General features: G+C 67.2%; 21 protein-coding genes and 1 tRNA gene. 12 read left to right on the top strand and 10 right to left on the bottom strand.

Annotation, left to right across the window (positions count from 1 at the left end):
* On the bottom strand, nt 1–2,675 hold a 2,675-nt coding region (locus QZ271_RS10130), incomplete at its 3' end, for an N-6 DNA methylase (RefSeq protein ID WP_291431068.1).
* A 93-nt stretch (nt 2,676–2,768) separates the two neighbouring features.
* Between QZ271_RS10130 and QZ271_RS10125 the strand changes: the two genes are divergently transcribed.
* Nucleotides 2,769–4,484 (top strand): helix-hairpin-helix domain-containing protein, encoded by a 1,716-nt coding sequence (locus tag QZ271_RS10125; protein WP_291431066.1) that lies wholly within the window; start codon nt 2,769–2,771, stop codon nt 4,482–4,484.
* Nucleotides 4,485–4,635: 151 nt separating this feature from the next.
* On the opposite strand, the gene QZ271_RS10120 is transcribed toward QZ271_RS10125, so the two are convergent.
* Both QZ271_RS10120 and QZ271_RS10115 read right to left on the bottom strand, forming a co-directional pair.
* Nucleotides 4,636–5,616 carry a FadR/GntR family transcriptional regulator gene (locus tag QZ271_RS10120; RefSeq protein WP_291431064.1) on the bottom strand — a complete coding sequence of 327 codons (981 nt, stop codon included), beginning with the start codon at nt 5,614–5,616 and terminating at the stop codon, nt 4,636–4,638.
* Nucleotides 5,613–6,548, bottom strand: a complete 936-nt coding sequence (locus QZ271_RS10115) for a hypothetical protein (RefSeq protein ID WP_291431063.1) — start codon at nt 6,546–6,548, stop codon at nt 5,613–5,615. Before QZ271_RS10115 ends, QZ271_RS10120 begins: the two co-directional genes overlap by 4 nt.
* 455 nt (nt 6,549–7,003) lie before the next feature.
* On the opposite strand from QZ271_RS10115, the gene QZ271_RS10110 reads away from it, so the two are divergent.
* The 5 genes from QZ271_RS10110 to QZ271_RS10090 all read left to right on the top strand — a co-directional run bounded on the left by QZ271_RS10110 (nt 7,004) and on the right by QZ271_RS10090 (nt 11,798).
* Nucleotides 7,004–8,203 carry an ABC transporter substrate-binding protein gene (locus QZ271_RS10110; protein ID WP_291431061.1) on the top strand — a complete coding sequence of 400 codons (1,200 nt, stop codon included), beginning with the start codon at nt 7,004–7,006 and terminating at the stop codon, nt 8,201–8,203.
* Between the two features lie 203 nt (nt 8,204–8,406).
* Nucleotides 8,407–9,381 carry a branched-chain amino acid ABC transporter permease gene (locus QZ271_RS10105; protein WP_291431059.1) on the top strand — a complete coding sequence of 325 codons (975 nt, stop codon included), beginning with the start codon at nt 8,407–8,409 and terminating at the stop codon, nt 9,379–9,381.
* 2 nt (nt 9,382–9,383) lie between these two features.
* Nucleotides 9,384–10,313, top strand: a complete 930-nt coding sequence (locus QZ271_RS10100; protein WP_291431057.1) for a branched-chain amino acid ABC transporter permease — start codon at nt 9,384–9,386, stop codon at nt 10,311–10,313.
* Nucleotides 10,310–11,089 carry an ABC transporter ATP-binding protein gene (locus QZ271_RS10095; protein ID WP_291431055.1) on the top strand — a complete coding sequence of 260 codons (780 nt, stop codon included), beginning with the start codon at nt 10,310–10,312 and terminating at the stop codon, nt 11,087–11,089. Before QZ271_RS10100 ends, QZ271_RS10095 begins: the two co-directional genes overlap by 4 nt.
* A gap of 1 nt (nt 11,090) precedes the next feature.
* Nucleotides 11,091–11,798 carry an ABC transporter ATP-binding protein gene (locus QZ271_RS10090; RefSeq protein ID WP_291431053.1) on the top strand — a complete coding sequence of 236 codons (708 nt, stop codon included), beginning with the start codon at nt 11,091–11,093 and terminating at the stop codon, nt 11,796–11,798.
* A 119-nt stretch (nt 11,799–11,917) separates the two neighbouring features.
* On the opposite strand, the gene scpB is transcribed toward QZ271_RS10090, so the two are convergent.
* Both scpB and QZ271_RS10080 read right to left on the bottom strand, forming a co-directional pair.
* Nucleotides 11,918–12,472, bottom strand: a complete 555-nt coding sequence (gene scpB / locus QZ271_RS10085; protein WP_291431052.1) for an SMC-Scp complex subunit ScpB — start codon at nt 12,470–12,472, stop codon at nt 11,918–11,920.
* A complete protein-coding gene (locus QZ271_RS10080) occupies nt 12,469–13,095 on the bottom strand; it encodes an L-threonylcarbamoyladenylate synthase (RefSeq protein WP_291431050.1) in 627 nt (208 codons plus the stop codon). The genes scpB and QZ271_RS10080 overlap by 4 nt, the downstream gene beginning before the upstream one ends.
* A gap of 105 nt (nt 13,096–13,200) precedes the next feature.
* Between QZ271_RS10080 and QZ271_RS10075 the strand changes: the two genes are divergently transcribed.
* The gene (locus QZ271_RS10075; RefSeq protein WP_291431048.1) at nt 13,201–14,421 is read left to right on the top strand and encodes a type II secretion system F family protein; all 1,221 of its coding nucleotides are present in this window, start codon (nt 13,201–13,203) and stop codon (nt 14,419–14,421) included.
* A gap of 672 nt (nt 14,422–15,093) precedes the next feature.
* Here the strand turns inward: QZ271_RS10075 and QZ271_RS10070 are convergent.
* Complete coding sequence (locus QZ271_RS10070; protein ID WP_291431046.1) at nt 15,094–15,333, bottom strand: HNH endonuclease; 240 nt, start codon at nt 15,331–15,333, stop codon at nt 15,094–15,096.
* 408 nt (nt 15,334–15,741) lie between these two features.
* On the opposite strand from QZ271_RS10070, the gene QZ271_RS10065 reads away from it, so the two are divergent.
* A tRNA-OTHER gene (locus tag QZ271_RS10065) sits at nt 15,742–15,865 on the top strand.
* A 108-nt stretch (nt 15,866–15,973) separates the two neighbouring features.
* On the opposite strand, the gene acnA is transcribed toward QZ271_RS10065, so the two are convergent.
* Nucleotides 15,974–18,685 carry an aconitate hydratase AcnA gene (acnA, locus tag QZ271_RS10060; protein WP_291431044.1) on the bottom strand — a complete coding sequence of 904 codons (2,712 nt, stop codon included), beginning with the start codon at nt 18,683–18,685 and terminating at the stop codon, nt 15,974–15,976.
* Nucleotides 18,686–18,884: 199 nt separating this feature from the next.
* Here acnA and QZ271_RS10055 point away from each other — a divergent pair, with 199 nt between their 5' ends.
* From QZ271_RS10055 to QZ271_RS10040, 4 genes are all read left to right on the top strand, one after another.
* The gene (locus tag QZ271_RS10055) at nt 18,885–19,733 is read left to right on the top strand and encodes a hypothetical protein (RefSeq protein ID WP_291431042.1); all 849 of its coding nucleotides are present in this window, start codon (nt 18,885–18,887) and stop codon (nt 19,731–19,733) included.
* A gap of 430 nt (nt 19,734–20,163) precedes the next feature.
* The gene (locus QZ271_RS10050; protein ID WP_291431041.1) at nt 20,164–22,095 is read left to right on the top strand and encodes a cation-translocating P-type ATPase; all 1,932 of its coding nucleotides are present in this window, start codon (nt 20,164–20,166) and stop codon (nt 22,093–22,095) included.
* Between the two features lie 131 nt (nt 22,096–22,226).
* Nucleotides 22,227–22,673: a heme-binding domain-containing protein gene (locus QZ271_RS10045; RefSeq protein ID WP_291431039.1), complete on the top strand. Its 447-nt coding sequence runs from the start codon at nt 22,227–22,229 to the stop codon at nt 22,671–22,673.
* A gap of 203 nt (nt 22,674–22,876) precedes the next feature.
* Nucleotides 22,877–23,206: a hypothetical protein gene (locus tag QZ271_RS10040; RefSeq protein WP_291431038.1), complete on the top strand. Its 330-nt coding sequence runs from the start codon at nt 22,877–22,879 to the stop codon at nt 23,204–23,206.
* Between the two features lie 278 nt (nt 23,207–23,484).
* On the opposite strand, the gene QZ271_RS10035 is transcribed toward QZ271_RS10040, so the two are convergent.
* From QZ271_RS10035 to QZ271_RS10025, 3 genes are all read right to left on the bottom strand, one after another.
* Entirely contained in the window at nt 23,485–24,549 is a 1,065-nt protein-coding gene (locus QZ271_RS10035; protein WP_291431037.1) for a 3-oxoacyl-[acyl-carrier-protein] synthase III C-terminal domain-containing protein, read from the bottom strand.
* 188 nt (nt 24,550–24,737) lie between these two features.
* A complete protein-coding gene (locus tag QZ271_RS10030; protein WP_291431036.1) occupies nt 24,738–25,634 on the bottom strand; it encodes an aldo/keto reductase in 897 nt (298 codons plus the stop codon).
* 81 nt (nt 25,635–25,715) lie between these two features.
* Entirely contained in the window at nt 25,716–26,549 is an 834-nt protein-coding gene (locus QZ271_RS10025; protein ID WP_367114357.1) for a nitroreductase family protein, read from the bottom strand.
* Between the last annotated feature and the right edge of the window lie 285 nt (nt 26,550–26,834).

Genomic DNA, 26,834 nt, shown 5'->3' with positions numbered 1-26,834 from the left:
GACGAGAGGTTCGCCCGGAGAGTCGGTTCAGAAGAGGCAAACAGGCCATCGGAGGCGGACGGAGCCGAGACCAGCATGACCGGGAAATGCCGCGCATGACCTCCGAGTGCGTCGTAATCCACGACAACTGTCGAAAAGTAAAATGGTCGCCCCTCGTCCGCGTTGGAGGCAGAATCACGCGTGATCAGAAATTCATTCCCAGTGCGCTGAGCCAGAAGCTGCGGGCTGGGTTCGCTGAACAGTGGCCGGATGTTGGCAAGGTAAGCGTTCCGCACGTCAAAGGGCTTGAACGGATACCGGACGACGTTGGCCGGATCGAACGTGTGTTCTGCCAGCAGCTTTCTCCGGGCATCAGCGCCATTGATTCGGTTTCCCGTCATCATCAGCTTGGGGTGCAGCCCCTCGACCACCTCGTTGCTGACTGACGCGTCAAAGTAGCTGGAGACGCGCTGCGTGAGTGTCTCGGCGTCCATATCGATCAGCGCGAGTCCGCGTCGTTCGATGGGGCCGTTGAAAGGGGCAACCTCAGCCAGTTCCACCACTTTCGGCCAGCTCTGGTAATCGGCGCTGCTGTCTCCGGGGCGGAAGGTGTGGCGGTTGGCGGGGGTGGGCGTGGCCGTCTGGTATGTGGGGCCGCTGCCTTGCAGGGCGGTCAGCAGTTGGGTGCCTTTGCCTGCGCCCCAGAATTCGCGGTACTGCACGGTGGGTTCGCCGTCCAGTCCGGTTTTCACGAGCAGGGAGATGGCCGCGCCGCTGCGGATACCGGCGCGGTTGCTGGGGGTGCTGAAGATGCTGGGGTCGGGCTGGCCGTCGGGGGTGCGTTTGCCGGTTTCGCGGCTGTCGCCGTTCAGGTTGTCGAAGGTCAGGTGGTTGAATTCGTTCAGCAGGGCGCGGCGCATGACCACGAAACTGGGGTCGCTCAGGTACGAGGAGGGGCTGATGAAGGACACGATGCCGCGCCCGCCCTGCGCGACCTTGCGTTCCGCGATGCGGTAGAAGCGGACGTACAGGTCGTCCAGGTTGAATTTGCGGATGCCCCACTCGGTCACGAGGCCGCGCTTGTAGTGGGCGATCAGGTCGCCTTCTTCGGTCTGGCTGGTGCCCGCGAAGGCGCTGTAGGGGGGGTTGCCCAGGATGACCAGGATGGGGGTGCTTTTCTTGACGTGCTGCGCGGCGTCCTGTTCCGCCTGGAGTTCGGGCATGGGGAGGGGCGCGGGGGTGGTGTGCCAGTTGGTCAGGGCGTTGGTGAGGTACACGGCGGCGCGTTCGGGCCTGGCGGGGTGGGCGGGGTCGCTGGGGCGCAACGTGACGCCGTACCGGGCGAGTTGCTGGCTGAGGCGCAGGTGCGCGATGACGTACGGGGCGGGCATGATCTCAAAGCCGATCAGGCGTTCCTTGACGGCGGCGCGCAGGTCGTCCAGGGCGGCGTCATCGAAGTCGGGTTGGGCCTTCAGGGTGCGCCAGATGCGGTCCAGGGCAGCGGTCAGGTAACTGCCGGTGCCGGTGGCGGGGTCCAGGACGTACACGCTAGGGTCGGCAAGACCCAGGGGCAGGTTCAGCTGCTCGCGCAGGGCGGTGTCCACGCGTTCGACCATGTACTGCACGACTTCGGTGGGGGTGTACCACACGCCGAACTGCTTGCGGAGTTCCGGGTCGTACGCGGCGAGGAACGGTTCGTAGAAGTACTGCACGGCGTCGCCCTGGAATTTCTGCGTGAAGCTGTCCACGTCTACGCGGGCCAGGGTGGCGGCGGTCCGGTCGAGCAGGTCGGTGAGGTTCAGGCTGTGCTGCGCGGAGGGGTTGGCGAGTTCCCCGAACAGGCGTTGCATGACGGGCAGGTGCAGTTCCCATGCGGCGGCTCGCCAGTTGAACGGCAGCTGGGGCTGCTGGGCGGTGTGCAGCACCCACGCGCTGAACAGGCCGTACCAGAGGGTCTGGATCAGGGTGGAGCGGAAGAAGCGTTCGCCCTGTTCATCCTCGAATTTCAGGTCAAGTGCCTCGCTGAGTGCGTTTTTCAGTGGGGCGATGGCGTGCAGGGGCGTGTGGCTCAGGCGGTGTTTGGCTTCGCGGGCGTAACTGGCGAGGAACCACGCGACGCTCTCGGGGGTGCGCAGGGGCGCGCCGGTCTGAAGGGCGCGGGTCAGGAATTCCGCGAGGGGCGCGGCGTGCTGCGCCTGGGCGTCCGGGTCGCGCAGCAGCGTCCAGAACGTGGCGGCGTTCGGGGCGAGTTCCAGGTGTTCCAGCAGTTTCGGCTGGCCGTTGTCGCGGGTGTACAACGCGAAGGCGCGCAGGTTCGTGACGAGCACCAGGCCGTACAGGTCGAGGTACCGGGCAACCTGCTGGCCGGTGGCGATGTCCGCGACCTGCTCGGCGGGTGATTTGACTTCCAGGGCGCCCCGGCTGGGCAATTGGCCGCGCAGGACGTCCTGTTCCTGCCCGCGCTGAAGCTGCCCTGCATCGAAGAACCCGCCGTCGGGGATTCCGGCGCCCAGGTTGCTCAGGTGGTTCACGGCGTGCACGCGGGGTTTGAGCGCCGCTCCGACGCTGCCCAGCAGGCTGAACAGGGCCGGGTAGTAGCTGGTTTCCGCGACGCCCGCTCCGGTGGCCTGCACGGCCCGTACCTCATGGAAGTAGGTGTGGACGGCGGTTTCGGCGTTGGGCGTGCTGGCGGGCATGCCGTTACCGTATCAACTGGCTGGACAGGCAGCACGCCACGTTGCGCCGCGCGCGCGCTCACTCTCCTTCCTTAATCCCCTTACCCTGGGGGTATGGATGTTACGAAGAAGTCCCTGGTGGGCGCCCTGAAGACCACGGCGGACCTGCTGGATCTGCTGGGGGTGGGGGATGACGGGTTCCGGGCGCAGGCGTTCCGGAGTGCGGCGCGCAGCCTGGAGGGCGTGCAGGATGAGGTGGACGCACTCGCGGCGCGGGCGTTCGCGGGCATCCCGAAGGTCGGGAAGGCGATTGCGGCGGACCTGCTGGAGTACGTGCGGACGGGGGTGTTCGGCCCGCTGGAGGACGCCGCGAGTCTGATTCCGGCGGGCGTGCTGAGTCTGTTCCGGGTGCGGGGGCTGGGGCCGAAGAAGATCCGGGCGTTGTGGGATGCGGGCATCGATTCGCTGGAGGGGCTGCGCGAGGCGTGCCGGGATGGGCGCGTGGCGTCCCTGAAGGGCTTCGGGGCGAAGAGTGCGGCGTCGTTTCTGGAGGCGGTGGAGTTCGCGCTGGGCGCGCAGGAGCGCCAGCACCTGAGTACGGCGCTGGAGGTCGCGGAGGGTCTGTGCCGGGTGCTGGACGGCCTGGAGCCGCAGGTGTCGGGGGACGTGCGCCGGGGCCTGGACACGGTGCGGGTGGCGCGCGTGACCGTGACCGCCACGCCCGAGGGGGTGCAGGAGCGGCTGGCCGGGGTGGTCGAGGGCCTGGAACCGGTCGAGAACAAACCCCTGTTCGCCGGGCGCGTGGACGGCGTGCCGGTCGAGGTGGCGTTCGCGCCCACGCCGGGCGTCCGGGGGGCGCTGGACCTGATGATGGGCGGCAGCGCCGCGTACCGGGAGTCCCTGCGTGAGGAGGCCAGGGCGCGCGGCTTTGACCTGAGCGGGCGGGGCCTGAAGCGCAGCGGCGCGGTCCTGGACACGCCCACCGAGGCGGACGCCATGAGCGCCCTGGGGCTGCCCCTGCGCCCGGCCGAGTACCGCGACCCCGAGCATGACGGGGTGTGGGCGACCCTCCCCCACCCGGATGAACTGATCACGGTGGGCGACCTGCGCGGTATGCTGCACACGCACTCCACCTGGTCGGACGGCGCGGCCAGCATTGCCGACATGGCCGCCGAGACCGTGCGCCTGGGCCACGGCTTCCTGGGCACCGGGGATCACTCGCGCGCCGCGCACTACGCGAACGGCCTGAGCACCGACCGCCTCCAGGCGCAACTGAAAGAAATCCGCGAGTTGCAATCAGCGGGCGTGCCCCTGGTCGCGGGCGCCGAGGTGGACATCCTCGACGACGGCACCCTGGACTACCCGGACGACGTGCTGGCACAGCTGGATTACGTGGTCGCCAGTGTCCACAGCCTGTTCACGCTGAGCGCCGAGCGGCAGACCGAACGCCTGGTCCGCGCCGCCAGCCATCCCCTCGTGACCATCCTCGGGCACCCCACGGGCCGCCTGCTGCTGCGCCGCCCCGGCTACGCCCTCGACCTGGACGCCGTCATGGCCGCCTGCGCCGAGCGCGGCACGGTCGTCGAGATCAACGCGAACGCCTACCGCCTGGACCTCGACTGGCGGGTCGCCCTGACGTGGCGCGACCGCGTGAAGTTCGCCATCAACACCGACGCCCACGTGCCCGGCGGCCTGAAAGACGCGAACTACGGCGTGATGGTCGCCCGGAAGGCCGGGCTGACCCCGCAGCACGTGATCAACACCCTGGACCGCGAGGCGTTCCTGGCATTCGTGCAGGCGCAGCGGGCGGCGCGGGAGGGCAACGGGTGAAGCCCTGATACGAACTGCGCTCCACTGCGCCACAGTCGGAAGAGCACCGCCTGCGGCTCCATACCGCGAAGGGGTGTCCGCTGTCCCTACTCGCGTCCGCTCGGATTGATTCGGAACTGCGCCGAATCAATCGCAGTCTGTATCACCCCTCTCACCCGTAGCGCTTTTCCAGCAGTCCGCTCAGGGCGGCCCATTCGTCCTGTTTGCCGTCGGGGAGTTGCCGCGCAAGGTTGCCGAGGTAGCGGGGCAGGTGGGTGCGGGTCAGGGCGTCGGGGTCCAGGCCGAGTTCGCTGGCGGCTTCGGGGATCAGGATGTCGGCCATGGGGCCGATGAGGCGGGTGAGGTTCCAGTGCAGGTCTTCCAGGAAGGGGGCCCCGAGGGGCGGGTCGGGCCGTTCCGGGTGGCCGAGGGCGCGTTCCAGGGTGCCGCCTTCGGTGGTCTGGTCGAGCATCTGGTCGAAGGCCTGCGTGGCGGCGTGGGCGTCGCGGCGGATGACGCCGTCGATGATCTGTTCGTGCATGGTGTACAGGGCGGGAAAGCGGCCGGCGAGCATCAGGTCGGTGCTGATGGCGCGCATCAGGTTCGCCAGGGGCATGTGAATGGCGCGCAGAAGGCGCAGCACGACCGGGTTCCCGGCGGCCTGGGCGATGGCCATGTGTAGGGCCAGGTCCGCCTGGATGAACGCCTCGGGTTCGCCCTGCGCGTCGCGCATGCGGTGCAGGTGCGCGAGCAGGTCGGCATGCTGCCGGGGCGTGGCGTGCCGGGCGGCGCGGGCAATCGTGTAGTGTTCCAGCGCCTGCCGGGTGTCCAGGAAGGCGTGCGCTTCGGTCTCGTCGTGCACGGCGCCCAGCCACAGGTTGATGCTGGGGGCCTGCTGCGTGACGGGCAGGATGACGGTGCCCCGCCCCGGGCGGGCGTCGAGGACGCCGCTGGCAGAGAGGATGGACACCGCTTCGCGCACAGCGGCGACGCTGGTGCCGTACTGCTGCGCGAGTTCCCGCTGGCTGGGGAGGGTGTCGCCGGGTTTCAGGCGGCCGTCGAGCAGGAGTTCTTGCAGGTGCGCGGCGATGTGTTCGCCCAGGGAGCGTTTTTCGAGGGTGTCGGCGGTGAAGGTGGGGGCCGGGCCGCTCATGGGCGGTTTCCGGGGCGCAGGCGGGTCAGGGCCAGGTCCAGGCTGACGCGCAGGCGTTCAATGGCGGTGATCAGGTCCGTGAGTTCGTCGGGGCGGCCGCCGGGGGTGACGGTGATGGGATCGCCCAGGTGCCCGAGGCTGGCGTGCTGCGCGGCGTCCGTGATGGCCAGAATGACGCGCAGGGGGCGGCGCACGGCGCGCCACGCGGCGAACGCGGCGATCATGGCGGTGGCGGCGCAGGCGAGCAGCACGAGGCGCAGTTGCCGTTGCAGCGCGAGGTTCATGTCGTTCAGCGTGACACCGATGCCCAGGCGGAACAGCAGCTGGCCGGGGGGGGCGGGCTCGCCGGGCAGGCGCAGGGCACGGGCGCCGAACGGCGTTTCGTACACGTCCAGGGTGGTCAGTTCGTAGGTGGTGGGGGGCGCAGCGGCGGCCTGTAGGGCGCTCAGGCGGGCTTGCAGGTGGTCGCGGACGCTGGGGGGCGCGCCGGGTTGCAGGGCGTCCAGGGCGCTCTGGTAGGCGTCGGCGCGGGTGTCGGGGAGGGTCAGGTGGGTCCGGCCGGGGTGGGCGCGCTCGTGGGTGTCGAGCTGGGCGCGCAGGTGCCAGTCGGTGTCGGGGGTGTCGCTGGTGAAGAACCGGGGCGTATTCCCGGCGGGCTGTACGTCCACGAAGGCCACGTCAGGCGCGGAGACGGCGGCGCGCAGTTGCGTGTCGACCAGGTTCAGGTCCTGCACGTCCAGGGTGGAGGCGAGCAGGCTCGCGGCGGTGTGGCTGACAGCGTGGGAGATGATGCCCAGTTCCGCGCGGCGTTGCAGGGTCAGGATCAGCGCGGTGAGCAGGCCCAGGGTCAGGACGGGCAGAACCGTGACCAGCAGGGCCTTGGTGCGCAGGCCGGGCCGACGGGGGGCGGCGGGAGTGTGGGTGGCGGTCATGCGCGCTCCGGGAGGCTGAACGTGGGGAGTGAACTGCGGCGGGCTTGGGTGGTCACAGTCTGCCAGAACGGTGAGTCGGGCAGAGCGGTGAGTCAGGCAGAGCGGCGGCGGGTTGGGGGCAGGTGCGTGCGGACCCGTGATACGGACTGCGGTTGATTCGGAAAAGTGCCGGTGAAGTCTGAGCTTACGCGAGCAGCAGCAGAGGCCTGCGGTATGCAGCCGCAGGCGGCGTTCCCGACGCTGGCGAAGTGAAGCGCAGTCCGCATCAGGAATGAAACGGGTCCATTGATCTGAACATTCGAACTGTTGACTTGAAAGGGAACGCCAGCCTACACTTCACGGGTCACACAATAGAGAGGCCGCTGCGCCCGGCACCGACGCCGCACTCCCGCAACGGACCGTATTTCAGAGTGGCCCGGAGACACCGGATGGCCGCGCCTGCACAAGGAGTCACCATGCCTTACCCTGCTCAACGTCGTTTCCAATCGCCGTCGTTCGCCCTTCCCGCCCTGAGCGCCACGCTGGCCCTCAGCCTGAGCCTCGGCGCGCAGGCACAGAAGGTCGAGACCATCAGTATCGGCGTGGCGGTCGCGCAGACCAGCAACACCGCCCTGCTGGGCCAGGAGCAGGTGATCGGCGCGAAATTCGCCGAGAAATTCCTGAACGGCCGGGGCGGCATCAACGGCACGCCCTTCAAGCTGGTCTTCCAGGACACCGGCGGGGACGAGGCCGGCGCCATCAACGCCTTCCAGAACCTGATCACCAAGGACCGCGTGCTGGGCATCGTCGGGCCGACCCTGTCGCAGCAGGCCTTCGCGTCTGACCCCATCGCCGAGCGCGCCAAGGTGCCTGTCATGGGGCCCAGCAACACCGCCAAGGGCATCCCGCAGATCGGGAACTTCATCGCGCGCGTCTCCGCGCCGGTGGCCGTCGTCGCGCCAAACGCCGTGCGCCAGGCCCTGAAACTCGACCCCAAAATCAAGGAAGTCGCCGTGCTGTACGCGCAGAACGACGCCTTCTCGACCAGCGAGACCGGCACCTTCCAGCAGACTGCCAAGGACCAGGGCCTGACCGTCGCCACCGTGCAGAAGTTCCAGACGACCGACACGGACTTCACCACGCAGGTCACGGCCGTCCTGAACGCCAAGGTGGACCTCGTGATCATCTCCGGTCTCGCGGCGGACGGCGGAAACCTCGTCAAGCAGCTCAGGCAGCTGGGGTACAAGGGCCTGATCATCGGCGGAAACGGCCTAAACACCAGCAACATGTTCCCCGTCTGCCAGAAACTCTGCGACGGTGTGATCATCGCGCAGGCGTACAGCCCCGCGCAGGGCAGCGCCGCCAACCAGGTGTTCGTCAAGGAGTACACCGCGCAGTACAAGAAGGCCCCGCCGCAGTTCGCCGCGCAGGCCTACGCGGGCGTGCAGGTCATGGTCGAGGCCCTGAAAGTCATCGACCGCAAGAAGAAGCTCAACACCTGGGAACTGGACGACCTGCGCGTAGAACTGAACAAGCAGATCCTGCTCGGGAAGTACAGCACGCCCCTGGGCCCCATCGCCTTTGATAAGGAAGGCGAGGTCATCCAGAAGGAGTTCTTCGTCGCGCAGATCAAGATGAAGGACGCCAAGACCGGCTCGTTCGTGTACCTGAAGTAATACGGACTGCGCTCCATTCCGCCCAATCCCTCTTGTTCCCACTCGCATCCGCTCGGACTGATTCGGGCTCGGACTGATTCGGAACTGCACCGAATCCACCGGAATCCGTATGAGTCCGTAGCAGGCCCGGCCTCCCCCCGGGTCACGTCCCTCCCCGCCGTCAGCCACTGGACGCTGACGGCGTTCTCCTGAAAGGAGCTTTCATGGAGCTGAGTCAGTTCATTCAGAACCTCATGAACGGCCTGGCCATCGGGAGCGTGTACGCCATCTTCGCGCTGGGATACACGCTGGTCTTCTCGATTCTGGGCATCATCAACTTCGCGCACGGGGCGGTCTTCACGCTCGGCGCGTACTTCACGTACACGCTGGTCGTCGGGCAGTTCGAGAACAACGGGCTGCTCAAGGGCGTGAACCTGTTCCCGGACGGTTCGCCCTTCTCGGGGCAGCCGCTGACCTTCGCGCTGGCCACGTTGCTGGGCGCCACCCTGGCGGGACTGGTCGCGGTGCTGATCGAACGGCTGGCGTTCCGGCCCATGCGGTCACGCGGCGCCGATCCGCTGCTGGCGCTGGTCAGTTCGCTGGGCGTGGCCCTGGTCATCGTGAACCTGATCCAGCTGCTTGTCGGCGCGGAAATCTATAACTTCCCGTCGAACGCGTACGGGGACACGCCGCCCGCACTGTCGTTCACGCTGGGCGGCAAGATCGTCATCATCCGCACCGTGCAGGTCATCATCTTCGCAGTCAGTCTGGTCATGCTGGCCGTGCTGGGCTACGTGATCGGCCGCACCAAGATCGGCAAGGCGCTGCGGGCCGTGGCAGAAAGCCCCACGACCGCCAGCCTGCTGGGCATCAGCGTGGACCGTTTCATCCTGATCACGTTCTTCCTGTCCGGCTTCCTGGGCGGACTGGCGGGCACGCTGGTCGGCACGGCCTTCGGCGTGGCCGGGCCGTACTTCGGGGTGGTGTACGGTCTCAAGGGCCTGGCGGTCATCGTGCTGGGCGGCCTGGGCAGCATTCCCGGCGCGGTGCTGGGCGGACTGGTGATTGGGCTGGCCGAGGCTTTCGTGCCCTCCCAGTACTCGGCGTACAAGGACGCCGTGGCGTTCGCGCTGCTGTTCGTCATCCTGCTCGTGCGGCCCCAGGGGCTGCTGGGCCGCAGCGCCATCCAGAAGGTGTAAGCATGACTGATTTCCTCTCGACATACGGGTTCCTGATCGTGACCATGCTGCAGGCGGGCCTGCTGGGCCTGAGCCTGTACTTCCCGTTGCAGGCGGGGCAACTGAGCCTCGCCAGTCCCGGGTTCTACTCGCTGGGCGGGTACGTGGCTGCCATCCTGCTGACCAACCCGGCCTTCGCGGGCCTGCGCGACACGCTGGGGAACGCCATGTTCCCGCTGACGTGGCTGGTCGCGGCCGTCCTGGCGGGCCTGCTGGGCCTGCTGGTGGGCGTCCCGGCGCTGCGGCTGCGCGGGATCTATCTGGCGCTGGCGACCATCGCGTTCGTGGAAGTCCTGCGCGTCATCAGCCTGAACCTGAGCATTACGGGCGGGGCCATCGGCCTGTTCGGGATTCCGCAGCCGTTCGGAATCGTTGACCGCTGGCAGTACGTGTTCATCTTCGGGCCGCTGCTGATCTTGACCCTGCTGTTCGCGCGGCAGATGGAACGCTCCCGGGTGGGCCGCGCCCTGCGCGCCATCCGCGAGGACGAACTGGCCGCTGACGCCATGGGCGTGCCGCCCACGAGGTACAAGGTGCTGGCCTTCGTGACCGGCGCGGTCCTGGCGGGCATCGTGGGCGCCATGAGCGCGCCGCTGCTCAGCTCCTGGAACGCCCGGCAGGGCACCTTCGACGCCAGCATCGCCATCCTGGCCTTCGTGCTGATCGGCGGGAGCCGCCACACCTGGGGGCCTGTGGTGGGCGGCGCGCTGCTGACTGCCGTGCCGGAAGTGCTGCGCTTCCTCGCCGACTGGCGGCTGGTCATCAACGGCCTGGTGCTGGTCGTGGCGAGCCTGTACCTGCCGCAGGGCATCGTGGGCGCACTGGAGAAACTGGGCCGTCCCCGACCGCCGCAGCGTCCCACACCCGTCAAGCCGGCCGAGGTCAGGCCATGAGCGCCGTCACCTCTCCAGGGAGCGTCGTGCTTGAGGCCCGGAACATGACCCGCCGTTTCGGTGGTCTGATCGCCGTAAACGACGTGTCCTTCGACGTGCGCGAGGGCGAGATCTTCGGTCTGATCGGCCCGAACGGCGCGGGCAAGACCACGCTGTTCAACCTGATGACCGGCCTGACCCCACCCAGCAGCGGCACCCTGACGTACCGCGGCACTACCGTGACCGGCCTGCAACCCAACCGCGTGGCGGCGCTGGGCCTGAGCCGCACCTTCCAGAACATCCGCCTGTTCAAGGGCCTGAACGCGCTGGAAAACGTGAAGATCGCGCAGCACGTCCGCACAGAGGCCGGACTGTGGCGCGGCGTGTTCGGCGCCGCGAAGGCCGAGGAGGCCCGCGTGGAAGCCCGCGCGTGGGAACTGCTGGACCTGGTGGGCATGGCCGACCGCGCCGGAGAGCTGGCCGCGAACTTCAGCTACGGCGACCAGCGGAAACTGGAGATCGCCCGCGCCCTGGCGACCGAACCGCGCGTGCTGCTGCTCGATGAGCCTGCCGCCGGGATGAACACCAGCGAGAAGGGGCAACTGACCGGCTTCATCCGGCAGGTGCGCGACCAGTTCAACCTGACCGTGCTGGTCATCGAACACCACGTGCCGCTGGTCATGAACCTGTGCGACCGGGTGGCCGTCCTGAACTTCGGGCAGCTGATCGCCATGGGCAACCCGGCCGAAGTGCAGCGCGACCCGAAAGTCATCGAAGCGTACCTGGGAGGCGAGTAAGATGGCACTCCTTGAAATCGAGAACCTGAGCGTGAACTACGGCGCCATCCAGGCGGTGCGGAACCTGTCGCTGACCGTCGAGGAGGGCGAGGTCGTCACGCTGATCGGCGCGAACGGCGCGGGCAAGACCACCACGCTGCGCGCCGTGTCGCGGCTCATGAAGCCGCTGTCGGGCAGCATCCGCTTCGGGGGGCGCGACATCACGCGCCTGCCCGCCGACGAGGCCGTGAAACTCGGCATCGCGCAGAGCCCCGAGGGGAGGCAGGTGCTGGCCCGGCAGAGCATTCAGGACAACCTGGAACTCGGCGCGTACACCCGCAGCGGCCCCAGCGTGAAGGCCGACCTGTCAGAGATGTACGAACGGTTCCCGCGACTGGGCGAACGCAGGGACCAGATGGCCGGCACGCTGTCCGGCGGCGAGCAGCAGATGCTGGCCATCGCCCGCGCCCTGATGAGCCGCCCGAAACTGCTGCTGCTGGACGAACCGTCGCTGGGCCTGGCCCCCATCATCGTGCGTGAGATCTTCGGCATCATCCGCGACCTGAACGCACGCGGCACCACCATCCTGCTCGTCGAGCAGAACGCCAAGCTCGCCATGAACGCCTCGCACCGCACGTACGTCCTGGAAGCCGGGCAGATGACCTTCACGGGCGACAGCGCCCAGCTCGTCAACGACGAGCGCGTGCTGCACGCCTACCTGGGCGGGTAAAGGCGCCGCCGGGAGTGGGCCGGAGCGCAATTTGCTCCGGCCCGCTTCCAGTCGGCATACGGGTTTCAGTCGCCACACAGGTTCCAGTTTTCAATCGAAGTCCGTATCAGGTGCGGCGCTTAACCGCGCAGCAGGTGCGAGAAGTTCGCGTTTTCCAGCGGCGGCAGGTCATCCACGCTGCGCAGACCGAATTCCAGCAGGAACCGCTCCGTGGTGCCGTACAGCAGCGGCCCACCGACGGCTTCCGAGCGGCCCACGACCTTCACCAGTTCACGTTCCTGCAACGTGACGACCGTTCCCGCGCTGCCGCCGCGCATGGCTTCGATCTCGGCGCGCGTCACGGGCTGGCGGTACGCGATGACGGCCAGCACCTCCAGCGCCGCGCTGCTCAGCGCCGGCAGGGGCGGCGGGGCCAGCAGCGGGGCCAGCTGACTGGACAGGGTGGCCGGCACGACCAGCCGGTACCCGCCAGCGACCGCCTCGACGGTGAATCCCAGGTTCGCGGCGTCCAGATGCTCCGCGAACGCCTGCACCTGCCGCAGCGCCGCGTCCTCCGGGATGCCCAGCACGCCCGCCAGTTCCCGCACCTGCACGGGCCGCCCGGCCGCCATGAGGGCCGCGCCGATCAGGGCGCCTGGACCCTCGCCGGGTGGTGGCCGCTCCGGGCCGCTCACGCCGGTCCGCGCAGCAGGCCCACAATCTGCTCTTCGCTGACGGCCCCGGCCCGCAGGATCCGGCCCTCGGGCAGCAGGACGACCGTGCTCGGAAGGCCCAGGGTGCCCTGCCCGCCGTCCGGGAGGGTCAGGTCGCCAAGCCCCATCGCCAGCGCCTGCGCGTGCGTCACGGCCGCCTCCTGCCCGCTCAGGTTGCAACTGGTCGTTGCCAGGGTGCCTCCCACCAGGCCCAGGAGCGACCGTGCCACCGGATGATCCGGCAGGCGCACCCCCACCCGTCCACCGGGAGCCAGTTCAGCCGGACACGCGGACGACGCCGGAGTCACCAGCGTGAGCGGACCCGGCCATAACGGGGCCAGCCGTTCGAACGCCGCACTGGGCCGGATCAGGGCGCGCGCGGCTGTCACGTCCACACACGACACCTGCACGGGCTTATCTGCCGCTCGCCCCTTCAGCTCATACAGTCGCCGCACAGCGTCCGGCCGGTCCGGATGAGCCGCCAGACCCCAGACGGTCTCGCTGGGGTACGCGACCACACCGCCGCCGCGCAGCACGTGCGCCGCCTCTACCGCCGCCCACCACGCTGGCCTGCCCCCCGGACCATTCTGCTGCTGTTCATTCATGATCGGATCTCCGCGCCGCCGACCCCACCGGGAATGCCTGCGCAACGCGGCACACCCCCGGACCTGTAAGGTCAGCGAAAGACCCCCAGACTATACTGATCAGATATGCCCGTCTTCGAATACCGAGTACGTGACCGCTCCGGAAAGGTGCTGAAATCCCAGATGGAAGCCGAGACGACCAACCAGGTCCGGGACGCCCTGCGCGCCAAGAACCTGATGATCGTCGAGATCAAGACCCCCAAAACGGGCATGAACGCCGACATCAGCATTCCGTTACTGGATAACCGACCACCAAGCCTCAAGCAGGTTGCGATTTTCAGCAAGCAGCTCGCCACGCTGATCAACGCCGGTGTGCCACTGGTGCAGTCACTGGCCATCCTGCAAAAACAGATCGAGCACAAGGGATTCCAGAAAGTCGTGAAGAGCATGCGTACCGACGTGGAATCCGGCACGCCCCTGAGTGACAGCCTGGTCAAGTACCCCAGGATCTTCAACCGCCTGTACGTGAACCTCGTCCGGGCCGGCGAGACCAGCGGCACGCTCGACTCGGTGCTGGAACGCATCGCCGACTTCCAGGAAAAAGACCTCGCGCTGCGCGGCAAGCTCAGGAGCGCCCTGACCTACCCGGTCGTGGTGCTCGTCTTCGCTCTTCTGATCACCTACTTCCTGCTGACGACCATCGTGCCGCAGTTCGCTGGAATCCTGGCCCAGATGAACGCGCCTCTCCCGTTCATCACGCTCATGCTGATGGCCGTCTCCAACTTCCTGCAGCATTCCATCCTGCTCCTGGTCGTGATCATCGCCATCGTCACCTTTGCTTACCGAGCCTATTACAGGACGCCCAAGGGCAGAATGATCATCGACGACATCAAGCTCAAGATGCCCGTCTTCGGCAACCTGGTGCAGAAAAGCGCTATCGCCTCGTTCGCCCGTACGTTCGGGTTGCTGATCAGCAGCGGCGTGAACATCATCGAGAGCCTCGAAATCACCAAGGGGACCGCCAACAACGCCGTCGTCGAGGAGAGCATCGAGAACGCCAAGAACGTCGTGATGGTCGGTGAGCAGATGAGTTCCAGCCTCGCGACCAGCAAGGTCTTCCCGCCCATGGTGGTCAGCATGATCTCTATCGGTGAGGAAACCGGATCGCTGGACAACATGCTCGGCAAGGTCGGGGACTTCTACGACCGCGAGGTCGATGAAGCGGTAGACAGCATGACGGCCGCCATCGAGCCGCTCATGATCGTGTTCCTGGGCGGCATCGTGGGCACCATCGTGGCCGGGATGTTCCTGCCAATGTTCGCCATCATCGGCCAGCTCAGTCAGTAAATTCAGCTGATGCTTCGAGGGGCACGCTGCACTGTTCGCAGCGCGTCCCTTTCTGCTGTCAGCGGTTGGCGGCGCGGACGGCAGCATTTGCGTCCAGCAGGGGTTGCCCGGCGGCGCCGTTGAGGGTTCAACTCGTTGCTGCGCGCAGGGTGTACCTGCACCCAGGAGCAAGGATCATACGGACTGCCGCTCCATTCCGCGAAACCCGTCTGCTGTTCCTCCTCGCAACCGCTCGAACTCCATCGGAACCGAATCAACCGCAGTCCGTATGAGACGGATTCCGTTTATTTCGTTAACATATCGGAACACCACCGATCTGTTAAGTACCTTGAAGCTCACATTGCGCCCTGCCGGGAAAGCACCGGAACCTCTCCATTCCCGCTCCAACGTACTTTCTTCTGCTCCGCGCTCCGCGCGGTTTATCTACAAGATAAACGCAGTGTACTTAACTCCACGTCCGGAACCCGCTTCGACTCCTACTCGCTCCGCTCGGATTGAACGGTCTTTGCCGCCCATTCAATCGGAGTCCGTATGCGGTGTATGTGATTGTTCCGCCGCATCCACTGCCGCACGCCGACAGCAGCAGCGAGGCACTCACACCACCCAGCAAGGCACACAGGCAGACCCCACCGTATCAACCCCCGCGCCGACGTGAACCTGAACGGCCACCGGTCAATGAACGCGCACGCCCTTCGTCAGCGGTTGCTTCTGCACCCACTTCACGAACTTCTGCACCTCGTCCCGCGCCAGAATCGCCTCCACGGTGTTCAACTCGTTCGCGAGCTGCGCGTTACTGAACGTCTTACTCAGGAAGCCCTGGCAGGCGGCACACATCTTCACGGTGGGAATCTCCCCCAGTTTCACGCCCTGGCGCCGCCCCTGCGACTTGGGCACCAGGTGATGATCCGTCATGTCCCCCTCACGCCGGCACAGCACGCACACGTCCAGCGGTTCCGTGCGCGTGTCTTCAACCCAGCTCGCCTGCTCCCGATCCTTACGACCCATATCCACACACCATAGCGCGGCCGACCGAAGCCTGATCCTTCCTGCCTCCCTTTTAAGTACGTTGAAGCTCACATGGCGCCCTGCCGGAAAAGCGCCGGAACCTCTCCATTCCCGCTCCAACGTACGTTCTTCTGCTCCGCGCTCCGCGCGGTTTATCGACAAGATAAACGCAGTGTACTTAATGGGACTCGCAGAGCCGAGGTGCCCCGAAGGGGCGGAGGGGTGTACGCAGCGTCGCGGCCCAACCCACCCCCCGAGCCCCACACAGCCGCAGGTTTGGAAACGGTGGTCGTCCTCGTCTGGCATGATGGTGATGGGCGTTGACTGAGCGGTTGAAGGTGGATGTCCCTGTGAACCCACTGGCGGCGCGAACACAGGGTCAGTGGTGGAGGACATCCAGTCCGTCAAGGGCTCAAGGGTTCGAATCCCTTACGTCCTGGAGCGGTGCGCCTTGTTCGGGGGGCACTGATTGTTCTTCCAGATCACAGCACTGAACGAGCCCCGCCCAGTTTCCCGGGCGGGGCTCGTTCACGTCAGAAGGTCAGGCTTAGGCTCTGACTTCGTTGTCCTTGGCGAGAATGCCGCGCAGCACGGTCTGGAGGATGCCGCCGTTCTTGTAGTAGTCGATTTCGACGGGGGTGTCGATGCGGCACTGGAGGGTGATGGTGCGGCTGCTGCCGTCCTTGGCGGTGATCTTCATGTTGACGTCCTGGCGGGGTTTGAGGTCGCTGGGGAGGATCACGTCGAAGGTTTCTTCACCGGTGATGCCAAGACTGTCGGCGGTGTCGCCGTTCTTGTACTGGAGGGGCAGGACGCCCATGCCGACGAGGTTGGAGCGGTGAATGCGCTCGAAGCTTTCGGCGATGACGGCTTTCACGCCGAGCAAGAAGGTGCCTTTGGCGGCCCAGTCGCGGCTGCTGCCCATGCCGTAGTCTTTGCCGGCGAAGATGACGAGGGGGATGTTGCTGGCCTTGTAGTTCTGGGAAGCGTCGTAGATGGAGCTGACCTGTCCGGTGGTGTAGTCGGTGGTGAAGCCGCCTTCGGTGCCGGGGGCGAGCTGGTTCTTGAGGCGGATGTTGGCGAACGTGCCGCGCGTCATGATGCGGTCGTTACCGCGGCGGCTGCCGTAGGAGTTGAAGTCTTTAGGGAGGATGCCGCGTTCGGTGAGGAACTTCCCGGCGGGCGTGTCGCTCTTGAAGCTCCCGGCGGGGCTGATGTGGTCGGTGGTGACGGAGTCGCCGACTTTCACGAGCGCGCGGGCGCCTTCGATGCTGACGATGTCGCTGGGGCCACCGGCGAGGTTGTCGAAGAAGGGGGGGTTCTGGATGTAGGTGCTGTCTTCCTTCCAGTCGTACAGCGCGCCTTCGGCGACGGGGATGGCGTTCCAGTCCTGGTTGCTCTTCTCGATGCCGTCGTAGACCTTGCGGAACATGTCGGCGTTGATGGCGCTGTCCATGACGGTCTGGATCTCAGCGGCGGTGGGCCAGATGTCGCGCAGGTAGACGCTCTGGCCGTCCTTGCCGGTCCCGATGGGGTCGTTGACGATGTCGTTGACGACCGTGCCGGCCAGGGCGTACGCGACGACCAGGGGCGGGCTGGCAAGGTAGTTGGCCTTGATGTGCGGGTTGACGCGGCCCTCGAAGTTGCGGTTGCCGCTCAGGACGCTGGCGACCACGAGGTCGGCTTCGTTGATGGCGTCCACGGTGGGTTCCGGCAGCGGGCCGCTGTTGCCGATGCAGGTCATGCAGCCGTACCCGACGGTGTTAAAGCCGATCTGGTCGAGGTACGTCTGGAGTCCGGCGGCTTCGAGGTACTCGGTCACGACCCTGGAGCCGGGGGCGAGACTGGTCTTGACCCAGGGTTTGCTGTCCAGGCCCAGTTCGACGGCTTTCTTGGCGACCAGTCCGGCGGCGATCAGGACGCTGGGGTTGCTGGTGTTGGTGCAGCTGGTGATGCTGGCGAGCGTCACGGCGCCGTGCCCGATCTTGAGGTCGGTGCCGGTGATGGTGCCCTGGGCATCCAGCTTGGTTCCGGGCAGTTCAAAGCCGCGCGCCTTGACGGGCGCGGTGAGGGCCTCGCTGAACACGCTGTGCATGTCGGTCAGGTTTACGCGGTCCTGGGGGCGTTTGGGCCCGGCGAGGCTGGGGACGATGGTGCCCAGGTCGAGTTCGATGGTGTCGGTGAAGACCGGGTCGGGCGTTGCGTCGGTGCGGTACATGCCCTGGGCCTTGTAGTACGCCTCGACGAGTTCGATCTCGGTGTCCAGGCGGCCGGTGCGGCGCAGGTAGCGCAGGGCTTCGTCATCCACGGGGAAAAAGCCCATGGTGGCGCCGTACTCGGGGGCCATGTTGGCGATGGTGGCGCGGTCGGGCAGGGTCATGTTGCTGAGGCCCGCGCCGTAGAACTCGACGAACTTCCCGACCACGCCTTTGGCACGCAGCATCTCGGTGACGCGCAGCGCAAGGTCGGTGGCGGTCGCACCTTCGGGCATGGCGCCCGTGATCTTGAAGCCGATCACTTCGGGCATCAGCATGTAGATGGGCTGGCCGAGCATGACCGCTTCGGCCTCGATGCCGCCGACGCCCCAGCCGACGATGCCCAGGCCGTTGATCATGGTCGTGTGGCTGTCGGTGCCGACGAGGCTGTCGGGGTACACGACGACGCCATCATCCTCGGGGCGGCTCTGAACGCCCTTGGCGAGGTACTCCAGGTTGACCTGGTGCACGATCCCCGAGGCGGGAGGCACGACGCCGAAGTTGTCGAAGGCCTGCTGGCCCCAGCGCAGGAACTCGTAGCGTTCGCGGTTGCGTTCGAATTCGAGGGCCATGTTGTTCGCAAGCGCGAAGTCGGTGCCGAACTCGTCCACCTGCACGCTGTGGTCAATGACGAGGTCCACGGGGATCAGGGGGTTGATCTTGCTGGGGTCGCCGCCCAGGGCAACCATGGCGCTGCGCATGGCAGCCAGGTCGACGACGGCGGGAACGCCCGTGAAGTCCTGGAGGATCACGCGGGCGGGCTTGAAGGGAATCTCGACTTCCTCGTTGACGGGTTTCCACCCGGCGACGGTCGCGACATCTTCACGGCGAACGTCGTAGTCGTTGGCTTCGCGCAGCACGCTTTCGAGCAGCACCTTGATGCTGACCGGGAGTTTGCTGATATCAAAGCCCTGTTCCTGGAGTTTGTTGAGGTTGTAGTAGTAGAGCTTCTGGCCGCTTTGTGTGGTGAGCGTATCGCGCGCGCCGAACAGGTTCATCGCCATGTGAGTTCCTCCTTGCCCGTTTCCGGGCGGTGCTTTCATCATACGGGAAGGGTGTCTGAGTGGTCGTTACCGGGGCAGGCACGCGCCGCCCCGCATCCGTTACCCCCATGGGGACAACAGCTTGTTCGGGGCGTCGCCTGCCGAGCAGACGGCTCTGGTATCGTTCACGGGCATTCTCCCCCCAGCGAGGTTCCCCTGCATGAGCGACACCCGACCGACCACCCAACTCCAGCCGCACCAGCGCGCCCGCCTGAGCTCGCTGGAACAGACCGTCCGCGACGGCCTGCGTGATTTCCGCCGCACCGGGCAGGCCCTGGCCGAAATCCGCGACAACGAGTTTTTCCTCGCCACGCACGAGTCCTTCGAGGCGTACCTGCAAGACCGCTGGGGATTCACGGCCCCGCAGGCCGGCCGCCTGATCGACGCGGCGGACGTGGCCAGGGTTCTGGAACCGCTGGGCATCCAGCCGAAGAACGAGGCGCAGGCCCGCGCCTTCCGGGCCGCCGCGAAGATCGTCACGGACCTCGAACCCGAGCAGCAGCGCGTGGTCGCCCGGCTGGTCGAGCAGGCCGCGCCCGCCGCGGCACAGGCGGAAGGGGCAGACAGTGACCTGCCGTGGGAAGTGCCGGACGCCGCCGAGGTCCGCATCATGGCCAGCGTCGTGAAGAAACTGAACGAGGACGCCACCGTGCACCACCCGGACAGCGGCGACGAGGTCTCCATGGCGTCCCTGAGCACCCCGGAACGCTTCGAGGTGATCCGCACGCACGTGGACCAGAAAACCCAGGCGTACCGCGAGAAGCAGGAAGCCAGGGCCAACGCCCCGCAACCCGAGAAGATCAACTGGGCCGACTGGGTCCTGAACCACGCCGCGCAGAACCTGGGACCCGGCCAGCGGCTGGAACTGGTCGTGGAACCCGACGGCGGCGGGGCCGTACGCGCCGTTGCGCGAGTGGTCGACGGCCACACGGGGGAAGTTCTGGCCGTCGGGGCCGGGGCCGTCACCCTGAAGAAGGCCGCGCTGAACCTGGCCGCCGAAATCCGGTAATCGCTTGGTCCCTGCGCCGCGCGCCGCATGGGTGGGCGGGTTCAGCCGCTGTTCTGTTGTGCGGGCGGGCGTGCGGGCCGGGCTGGCCGGAACGGAACATGGCGGGCGGCTGTGGTGGGTACGCGGGGGGCGGGCGTGGAGAGAGCGGGCGCGTGGGGGCGATACGGATTCCGATTGATTCAGTGCAGTTCTGAATCAGTCCGAGCGGACGCGAGTAGGAACAGGATACGGATTCCGCTCCATTCCACCACAGTCGGGAGGACACCGCCTGCGGCTCCATACCGCGAAACCCGTCGGATACCCGAGCATTCCGGTCGGTGTTCTGCGTTGAGTTGTGGGCGGCGGCGGGATAGAATATCGCTTATTGAGAATCATTCCTGTTAAGATTCTCGTGTTGCCATTCTCTCCCCTATTCCCCGGAGGCCCCGCCGTGACCACCCAGACCCTGAACACCGCCCCCCAGCGCCCCGCACCGCGCTTTACCCTGGCACCTGAACTGCGCCTCGCCGTGACCCTGACCGCCCTGACGCTGGTCGGCCTGTTGACCGGCGCGGCCGGGGAATTCCTGCTGCACGTCCCGGCCATCATGTGGGCCGGGTACGTTCTGGCGTTCCTGGCAGGCGGTATTCCCGCCGGCCGTGAGGCCCTGCACAGCCTGTTTGTGGAACGCAAACTGGACGTGGACCTGCTGATGGTCCTCGCCGCCCTGGGCGCGGCCAGCATCGGGCAGGCCGCGGACGGCGCGATCCTCCTCTTTTTGTTCTCGCTGAGTAACACCTTGCAGGACTGGGCGATGGGCCGCACGTCCAGCGCCATTCAGGCCCTCATGAACCTGAATCCCGAGGGCGCGACCGTGCTGCGCGGCGGGCAGGAGAAATGGTGCGAACTGGGCGACATCCGCATCGGGGACATTCTGGTCGTGCGGCCCGGCGAGCGCGTCGCCGCCGACGCCAGGGTCGTGCAGGGCCAGACCAGCGTGGACGAAAGCCCCATCACGGGCGAGAGCGTCCCCGTGGACAAGGCGCCGGGCGCGCAACTCGCCTCGGGCACCGTGAACCTGAACGGCAGCGTGCAGGCCGAGGTTCTGCGCCCGGCTGGCGAGAGCACCCTGGCGCGTCTGGTGGGCCTGATGGAACAGGCGCAGACGCAGAAGAGCCGCACCGAGAGCCTTACCGAGCGCTGGGAGAGCCCCTACGCCCTGACGGTCCTGCTGGCCGTCCCGGCCGTGTACGCCCTGCTGCGCTACGGCTTCGGCCTGAGCCTGGACACCGCGTGGTACCGCGCCATGACCTTCATGGTGGTCGCGTCGCCCTGCGCGGTCGTGATCAGCACCCCGGCCGTGATGCTCTCGGCCATGGCCGCCGCCGCGCGTGCGGGCGTGCTGTTCAAGAGCAGCGCCGCTCTGGACGCCCTGGCCGACGTGCGCACCGTCGCCTTCGACAAGACCGGCACGCTCACCCAGGCGAAAATGACCCTCACGCACCTTCTGGCCGACGACCAGGGGGCCGCGCTGGCCCTGGCTGCCGGACTGGAAGCGCACAGCGAGCACCCCATCGCGCAGGCCGTCGTGACGGCCGCCCGAGAGCGCGGCGTGACCCCCGAAGACGTGCAGAACGCGCAGGCCATTCCAGGTCACGGCATAGAGGCGCGCGGCGCGGACGGCGCGGTCGTGTGGGCCGGAAATACCCGACTCGCGGGGCGCAACGGCGCGGCCCTGAACGCCGCGCAGCACGCCGCGCTCACGCAACTGGGCAACCAGGGCAGCAGCAGCGTGATCGTCGGGCGCGGCCCGCAGGTACTGGGCGTGATGGGCGTGGCCGACGCCCTGCGACCCGGCATTGCGCAGGCCCTGACGGAGCTGCGTGCCAGCGGCATCACGCACCCCGTCATGCTGACCGGAGACCGCCAGGAGGTCGCGCAGACCGTGGCCGCCGAACTGGGCCTGAACGAGTACCGCGCCGAACTGCTACCCGAGGACAAACTGCGCATCATCGGGGAACTGGGCGCGCAGCCGGGCGCGGGCCGCGTCGCCATGGTCGGGGACGGCGTAAACGACGCGCCCGCCCTGGCCCGAGCGGACTTGGGCATCGCGGTCGCGTCGGGCACCGATGTCGCCATCGAGAGCGCCGACATGGTCCTGATGCGCAGCGACCTGGGCCGACTCGCCGGGGCCGTAAGGCTGGCCCGGGACGCACGGCGCACCGTGATCTCCAATCTGGTGTTCGCGTTCAGCGTGATCCTGATCGTCGCGCCGCTGGCCGTGGCGGGCAAGGTGCCGCTGCCACTGGGCGTCATCGCCCACGAGGGCGGCACGGTGTTCGTGGTGTTCATGGGCCTGCGCCTGCTGAGCCACCGGCTGTAAGCGGAGCAGCAGGAGGCAGGGCGTGATGGGTCACTCCCTATGAACCCGAGGCCGGGGCGCACCTCACAGACCCTTAGCGCCCGCACCCGCCCCGCAACGCGCAGGCTGGGGCACATTTACCGGAGGATGCCATGAGACTCAACCCCGCCCGCCGCTCCCTGCTGCCCCGCTTGCTCCTGGGCCTGCTGGCCCTGTTCGTCCTGATTCAGCTGGTCCCGTACGGCCGGGCGCACAGCAACCCGCCCGAGCAGGCCACGCCCAACTGGGACAGCCCGCAGACCGAGGCGCTGTTCACTCGCGCCTGCGCCGACTGCCACAGCCACGCGACTGTGTGGCCCTGGTACAGCCACGTGGCCCCGGTGTCCTGGCTGGTGCAGCGGCACGTGGACGAGGGCCGCAGCCGGTTCGACATCAACGTGCCGGGCTTCGGTGAAGATGCCGGGCGCGCCGGGCAGGAGGTCGGCGAGGGCAACATGCCGGAACCCACCTACATGCCCCTGCACCCGAACGCCCGCCTGACGGACACGGAACGCGAGCAACTGTCCAGCGGGCTGAACGCCACCTTCGGCCGTGAATAGGAAGGCCACCAGCAGGAGGGCGACCAGGACACAGGAGGTGCAAACCTCTGACCGGTTGGGCGCCCCCCGCGTCCCAACGCTGAGGGGCCGGTCACAAGGAGAGGTGAACGCGGCGTCTACCCAGCAGTGACCCGAAGGGGCCTAGGCTGGGCGGTAACACTTTCAGTTCAGTCGCTCCGCTCGGGCGGGGCAGGAGGCACACCATGGGAGAAGGCAAACCGAACGGTCAGGCGCACGCGAACGTCTCGCAGGACACCATCAATGACGCGTCGCAGTGGAATACCGGCACCCCCAAGAACCCCGGTGACGCCATCACCGAGGGTCAGTACACAGGCGTCAGCGACGCCAACGCGGACGCCGGAGCGGACGCGTCTATCGCGCAGCAGACGAGCAGCACCACTGACCCGCGCACCGCCGCTGACACCGGCCAGGATGCCAACCCCAGCACCTATGGCGGCATGAAGGACGGCCTGCCCGCCAGCGGCGCCACCACGCAACCCGATAAGACTGTGGACGGCAACGAGGGCAGCTGAAGCGAACGCTCATACGGGTTTCACTCGCGCCGCTCGGATTGAACGCTCTTTGCAGCCCCTTCAATCGGAGTCTGTATCACAGGGGGCCGGATCAACACGATCCGGCCTCCCTTCTGTGTGATACGGTTTCCGCTCCATTCCACCACAGTCGGAAAAGCGCCGCCTGCGGCTGCATACCGCGCAGGGGCGTATGCTGTTCCCACTCGCATCCGCTCGGATTGATTCGGAAGTGCGCCGAATCAATCGGAATCCGTATGAGTGGCTCGGGCCTCTGTGCGTTATCCGGGGAAGGTCAGCAGGACGTGTTCGGCGCTAAAGCCGGGGCCCATGGCACTCAGCAGGGCGCGGCCCCGTGGTGCGGCGCGCAGGGCTTCGGCCAGCACGAACAGCACGGTGACGCTGCTCATGTTGCCGTACTGCCGCAGAACGCGGCGGCTGCTGTCGAGCGCCCCGTCAGGCAGGGAGAGCGCTTCCTCGTACGCGGCCAGGACTTTCACGCCGCCCGGATGCACCACGAACGTTCCCACATCCTCACGCGGCCAGCCGTGCGCGGCCAGGGCTTCTTTGACGTTGCCCCGCATCATGCCGCGCACCAGGGCGGGAATGTCACGGCTGAACCGGACTTTCAGGCCGTCGTCTACCACGTCCCAGCCCATGATGTCCTCGCTTCCCTCGATCAGGGTGGAGTACGCGCCGTGCAGGTGCGCCAGCGCGGGCGGGCCGGGCACGTCCGGCGCGGTCAGCACCAGGGCCGCGCCACCATCGGCGAACAGGGCAGTGCCCACGAAGTTGCTGCTGGACTCGTCGCCGCGCACCAGCGTCAGGCTGCACAGTTCCACCGCCACGAACAGCACCCGCCGGAAGCCCGCGCGGATCAGGTCGGCCGCGCGGGCCAGTCCGGCGGCGCCGCCCGCGCAACCCAGGCCCCAGACGGGCACCCGGGCGGCGTGGCGGTTCAGGCCGAGTGCGCCGATCAGGTCGGCGTCCAGGCTGGGGGTGCTCAGGCCACTGGTGTTCACGACGATCACGGCGTCCACGTCCTGCGGGTCCACGTGCGCCTCGGCGAGTGCCTGCGCGGCCAGGCGGCGGGTCAGGGTCCGGGCTTCCTCGATGAACACGGCGTTCTTCTCCGCGAATCCACGCGGGCTGAGGTACCACTCCAGGGGCCGCGCCAGCGCCCGCGTTTCAATCTGCGCGTTTCCGAACACATCCAGCAGCGAGGGCCGGGCCGCCATACGCGGAAACAACGTGTGGGCCGCCGCCTGCACCGCCGACTGCGGGGTGAGGTGGGGTGGCGTGCCGGTCACCAGGGAGCGGAGGGCCGGGAGGGCAGGAGCGGACATGTGGGCATTGTGCCCTTCCGGAAGCCCTCGTGAACGTGCCGGGCCACCCATCTGGCATATCCCTGACCTCTAGGGACCGCCGTGTGTGCCTGCGACAATCCGCGAGAGCACTGGATTACCCACTCCGTCCTCGACCGTCGGAATATCTCCTGATCGCTGTGCTCAGTGAGACAGTTCGTCTCGCCCGTTCAACCGGCCTTCGTCTGACTGGCCCATTCCTGCCGACCGACCTCGTCGAGGGCACGGAAGTCCTCGTCAGTCAGGGTCAGGGCGGCGGCCGCCACGTTTTCTTCGAGGTGCGCGACCTTGCCGGTGCCAGGAATGGGCAGCATGACGGGGCTGCGGCGCAGCACCCAGGCCAGGGCCACCTGCGAGGGGCTGGCGTTCAGGCGCGCGGCCACATCGGCCAGTACGCTGCCGCTTCGGGCGAGATTCCCGGCGGCCAGCGGGAACCACGGCATGAACCCGATGTACTCGCGCTCACAGTAGTCCAGTACGTCCTCGCTCTTGCGGTTCACGAGGTTGTACAGGTTCTGCACGGTAGCCACGGGGAATACGCGGCGGGCCGCCTCGATCTCCTCGACACTCACCTCGGACAGCCCGGCGTGCCGGATGACGCCCTCGTCCATCAGTTCCCTGATCGCGCCGAACTGCTCGTCGCGGGGAACTTTCGGGTCGATGCGGTGCAGTTGCCACAGATCAATGACATCCACGCCCAGGCGGCGTCGGGACAGATGCGCCTGCTGCTTGAGGTACTCGGGACGGCCCACGGGCAGCCAGACATTCGGGCCGGTACGGGTCAGGCCACCCTTCGTGGCGACGATCACGCGGTCGTAGGGGTGCAGGGCCTCGCGGATCAGTTCCTCACTGACGGCCGGGCCGTAACTGTCGGCGGTGTCGATAAGGTTCACGCCGAGTTCCGGCAGGCGGCGCAGGGTGGCCAGCGCGCCCTCGCGGTCGGTCGGGTCGCCCCAGATGCCGTCGCCCGTGACGCGCATGGCGCCGAAGCCCAGGCGGTTGACGCTCAGGTCCCCGCCGATCCTGAAGGGGCCGCTCTGCGCGGCGTTGGGTGTGGGTTCAGTCATGGTGATGCCCTCCAGGGAGGCATTCTGCGCCGCGTACCCGCCCGCCGTGTGGCAGTTGCGATAAGGGAACGTGAAGGGGCGTTAGGGGGTGGTCGCTCCTGCCGGGTCCTGCCCGGCGCTGTCGGCCTCGGGCACGTCGCAGGTGTCGCGGGACACGTACTGCGACAGGCGCTTGCGGTGGCGGCTGCTCCAGTCGATGCTGGGCCGCTCTTCACCGGGCGGCAGGTACCCCAGGCGGTACACGGCCATCAGTTCCAGGTGCGGCGGTACGCGCAGCAGCTCCTCAATCGCCTGCCATTGCCGGAGAATCTCCATGGGCGTACTGACAAACTGAATGCCCATGCCGAGTGCGCCCACGGCGTTCCAGATGTTCTCGACGGCGGCGCCCAGTCCAAAGACGCTGTAAAAGCCACTGAGTTCACCGGGGCGGTACTCCTCTTTGTCCAGCAGTGCGGCCAGTAGAAGCGGGCTGCCGGCCACCAGGCGGCGGTTGTCCTCACCGAGTTTTTTCGGCACGCCGAGTTGCCGCATGAGTTTCAGGCCCGCGTCACTGAAAATCTGGCGCGTGAAGGGCCGCAGCGGGCCAGGTAGGTGATCGATGTGAATGCCGTCGCGCCGCTCGTTCATCTCGGTCTCGCTGAACCGGAAGTACCGGCGGTAACGTTCGAAGAACACCCCGGCCTCGATCAGTTCCGTCATGCTCTCTCCGCTGATCTGCGCGATGCGGGCGATGGTCTGCGGGTTCTCGATCAGCACGAACCGCCACGGCTGAGAGTTGAAGTGGCTGGGCGCGGCCTGCGCGGCGCGCATCAGCACATGCTGGTGCTCGCGGCTGACCGGGTCCGGGCGAAACGGGCCGTTGGTGGTGCGGCGGTTCAGCATGCCGCGAATCAACGCAGCGTCGGGCGCAGCCATCCGCTGCAAACTGAGTTGCAGGGCACTCTCGGGGGTGGACTCGGCAGAACTCATGCCGGTCAGCTTAGAGCAGTTCTCCAGAGTGACGCTCTCAGACGGACAGCGCTCCATTCCACCACAGTCGGGAAAGCGCCGCCTGCGGCTCCATACCGCGAAGGGGCGTCTGCCCTTCCTCCGCGCGTCCGCTCGGATTGATTCAGAACTGCAGCGGTAACTGCTCAGCAGGGTAAATTGCTCAGAATCTGAATTCAGCCCTATAAATTGCTAAGAAGCTGCTTTCAAATG

This window comes from Deinococcus sp. (genome assembly GCF_018260555.1).
GTDB lineage: Bacteria > Deinococcota > Deinococci > Deinococcales > Deinococcaceae > Deinococcus.
This window is presented reverse-complemented; position numbering and strand designations above follow the sequence as displayed.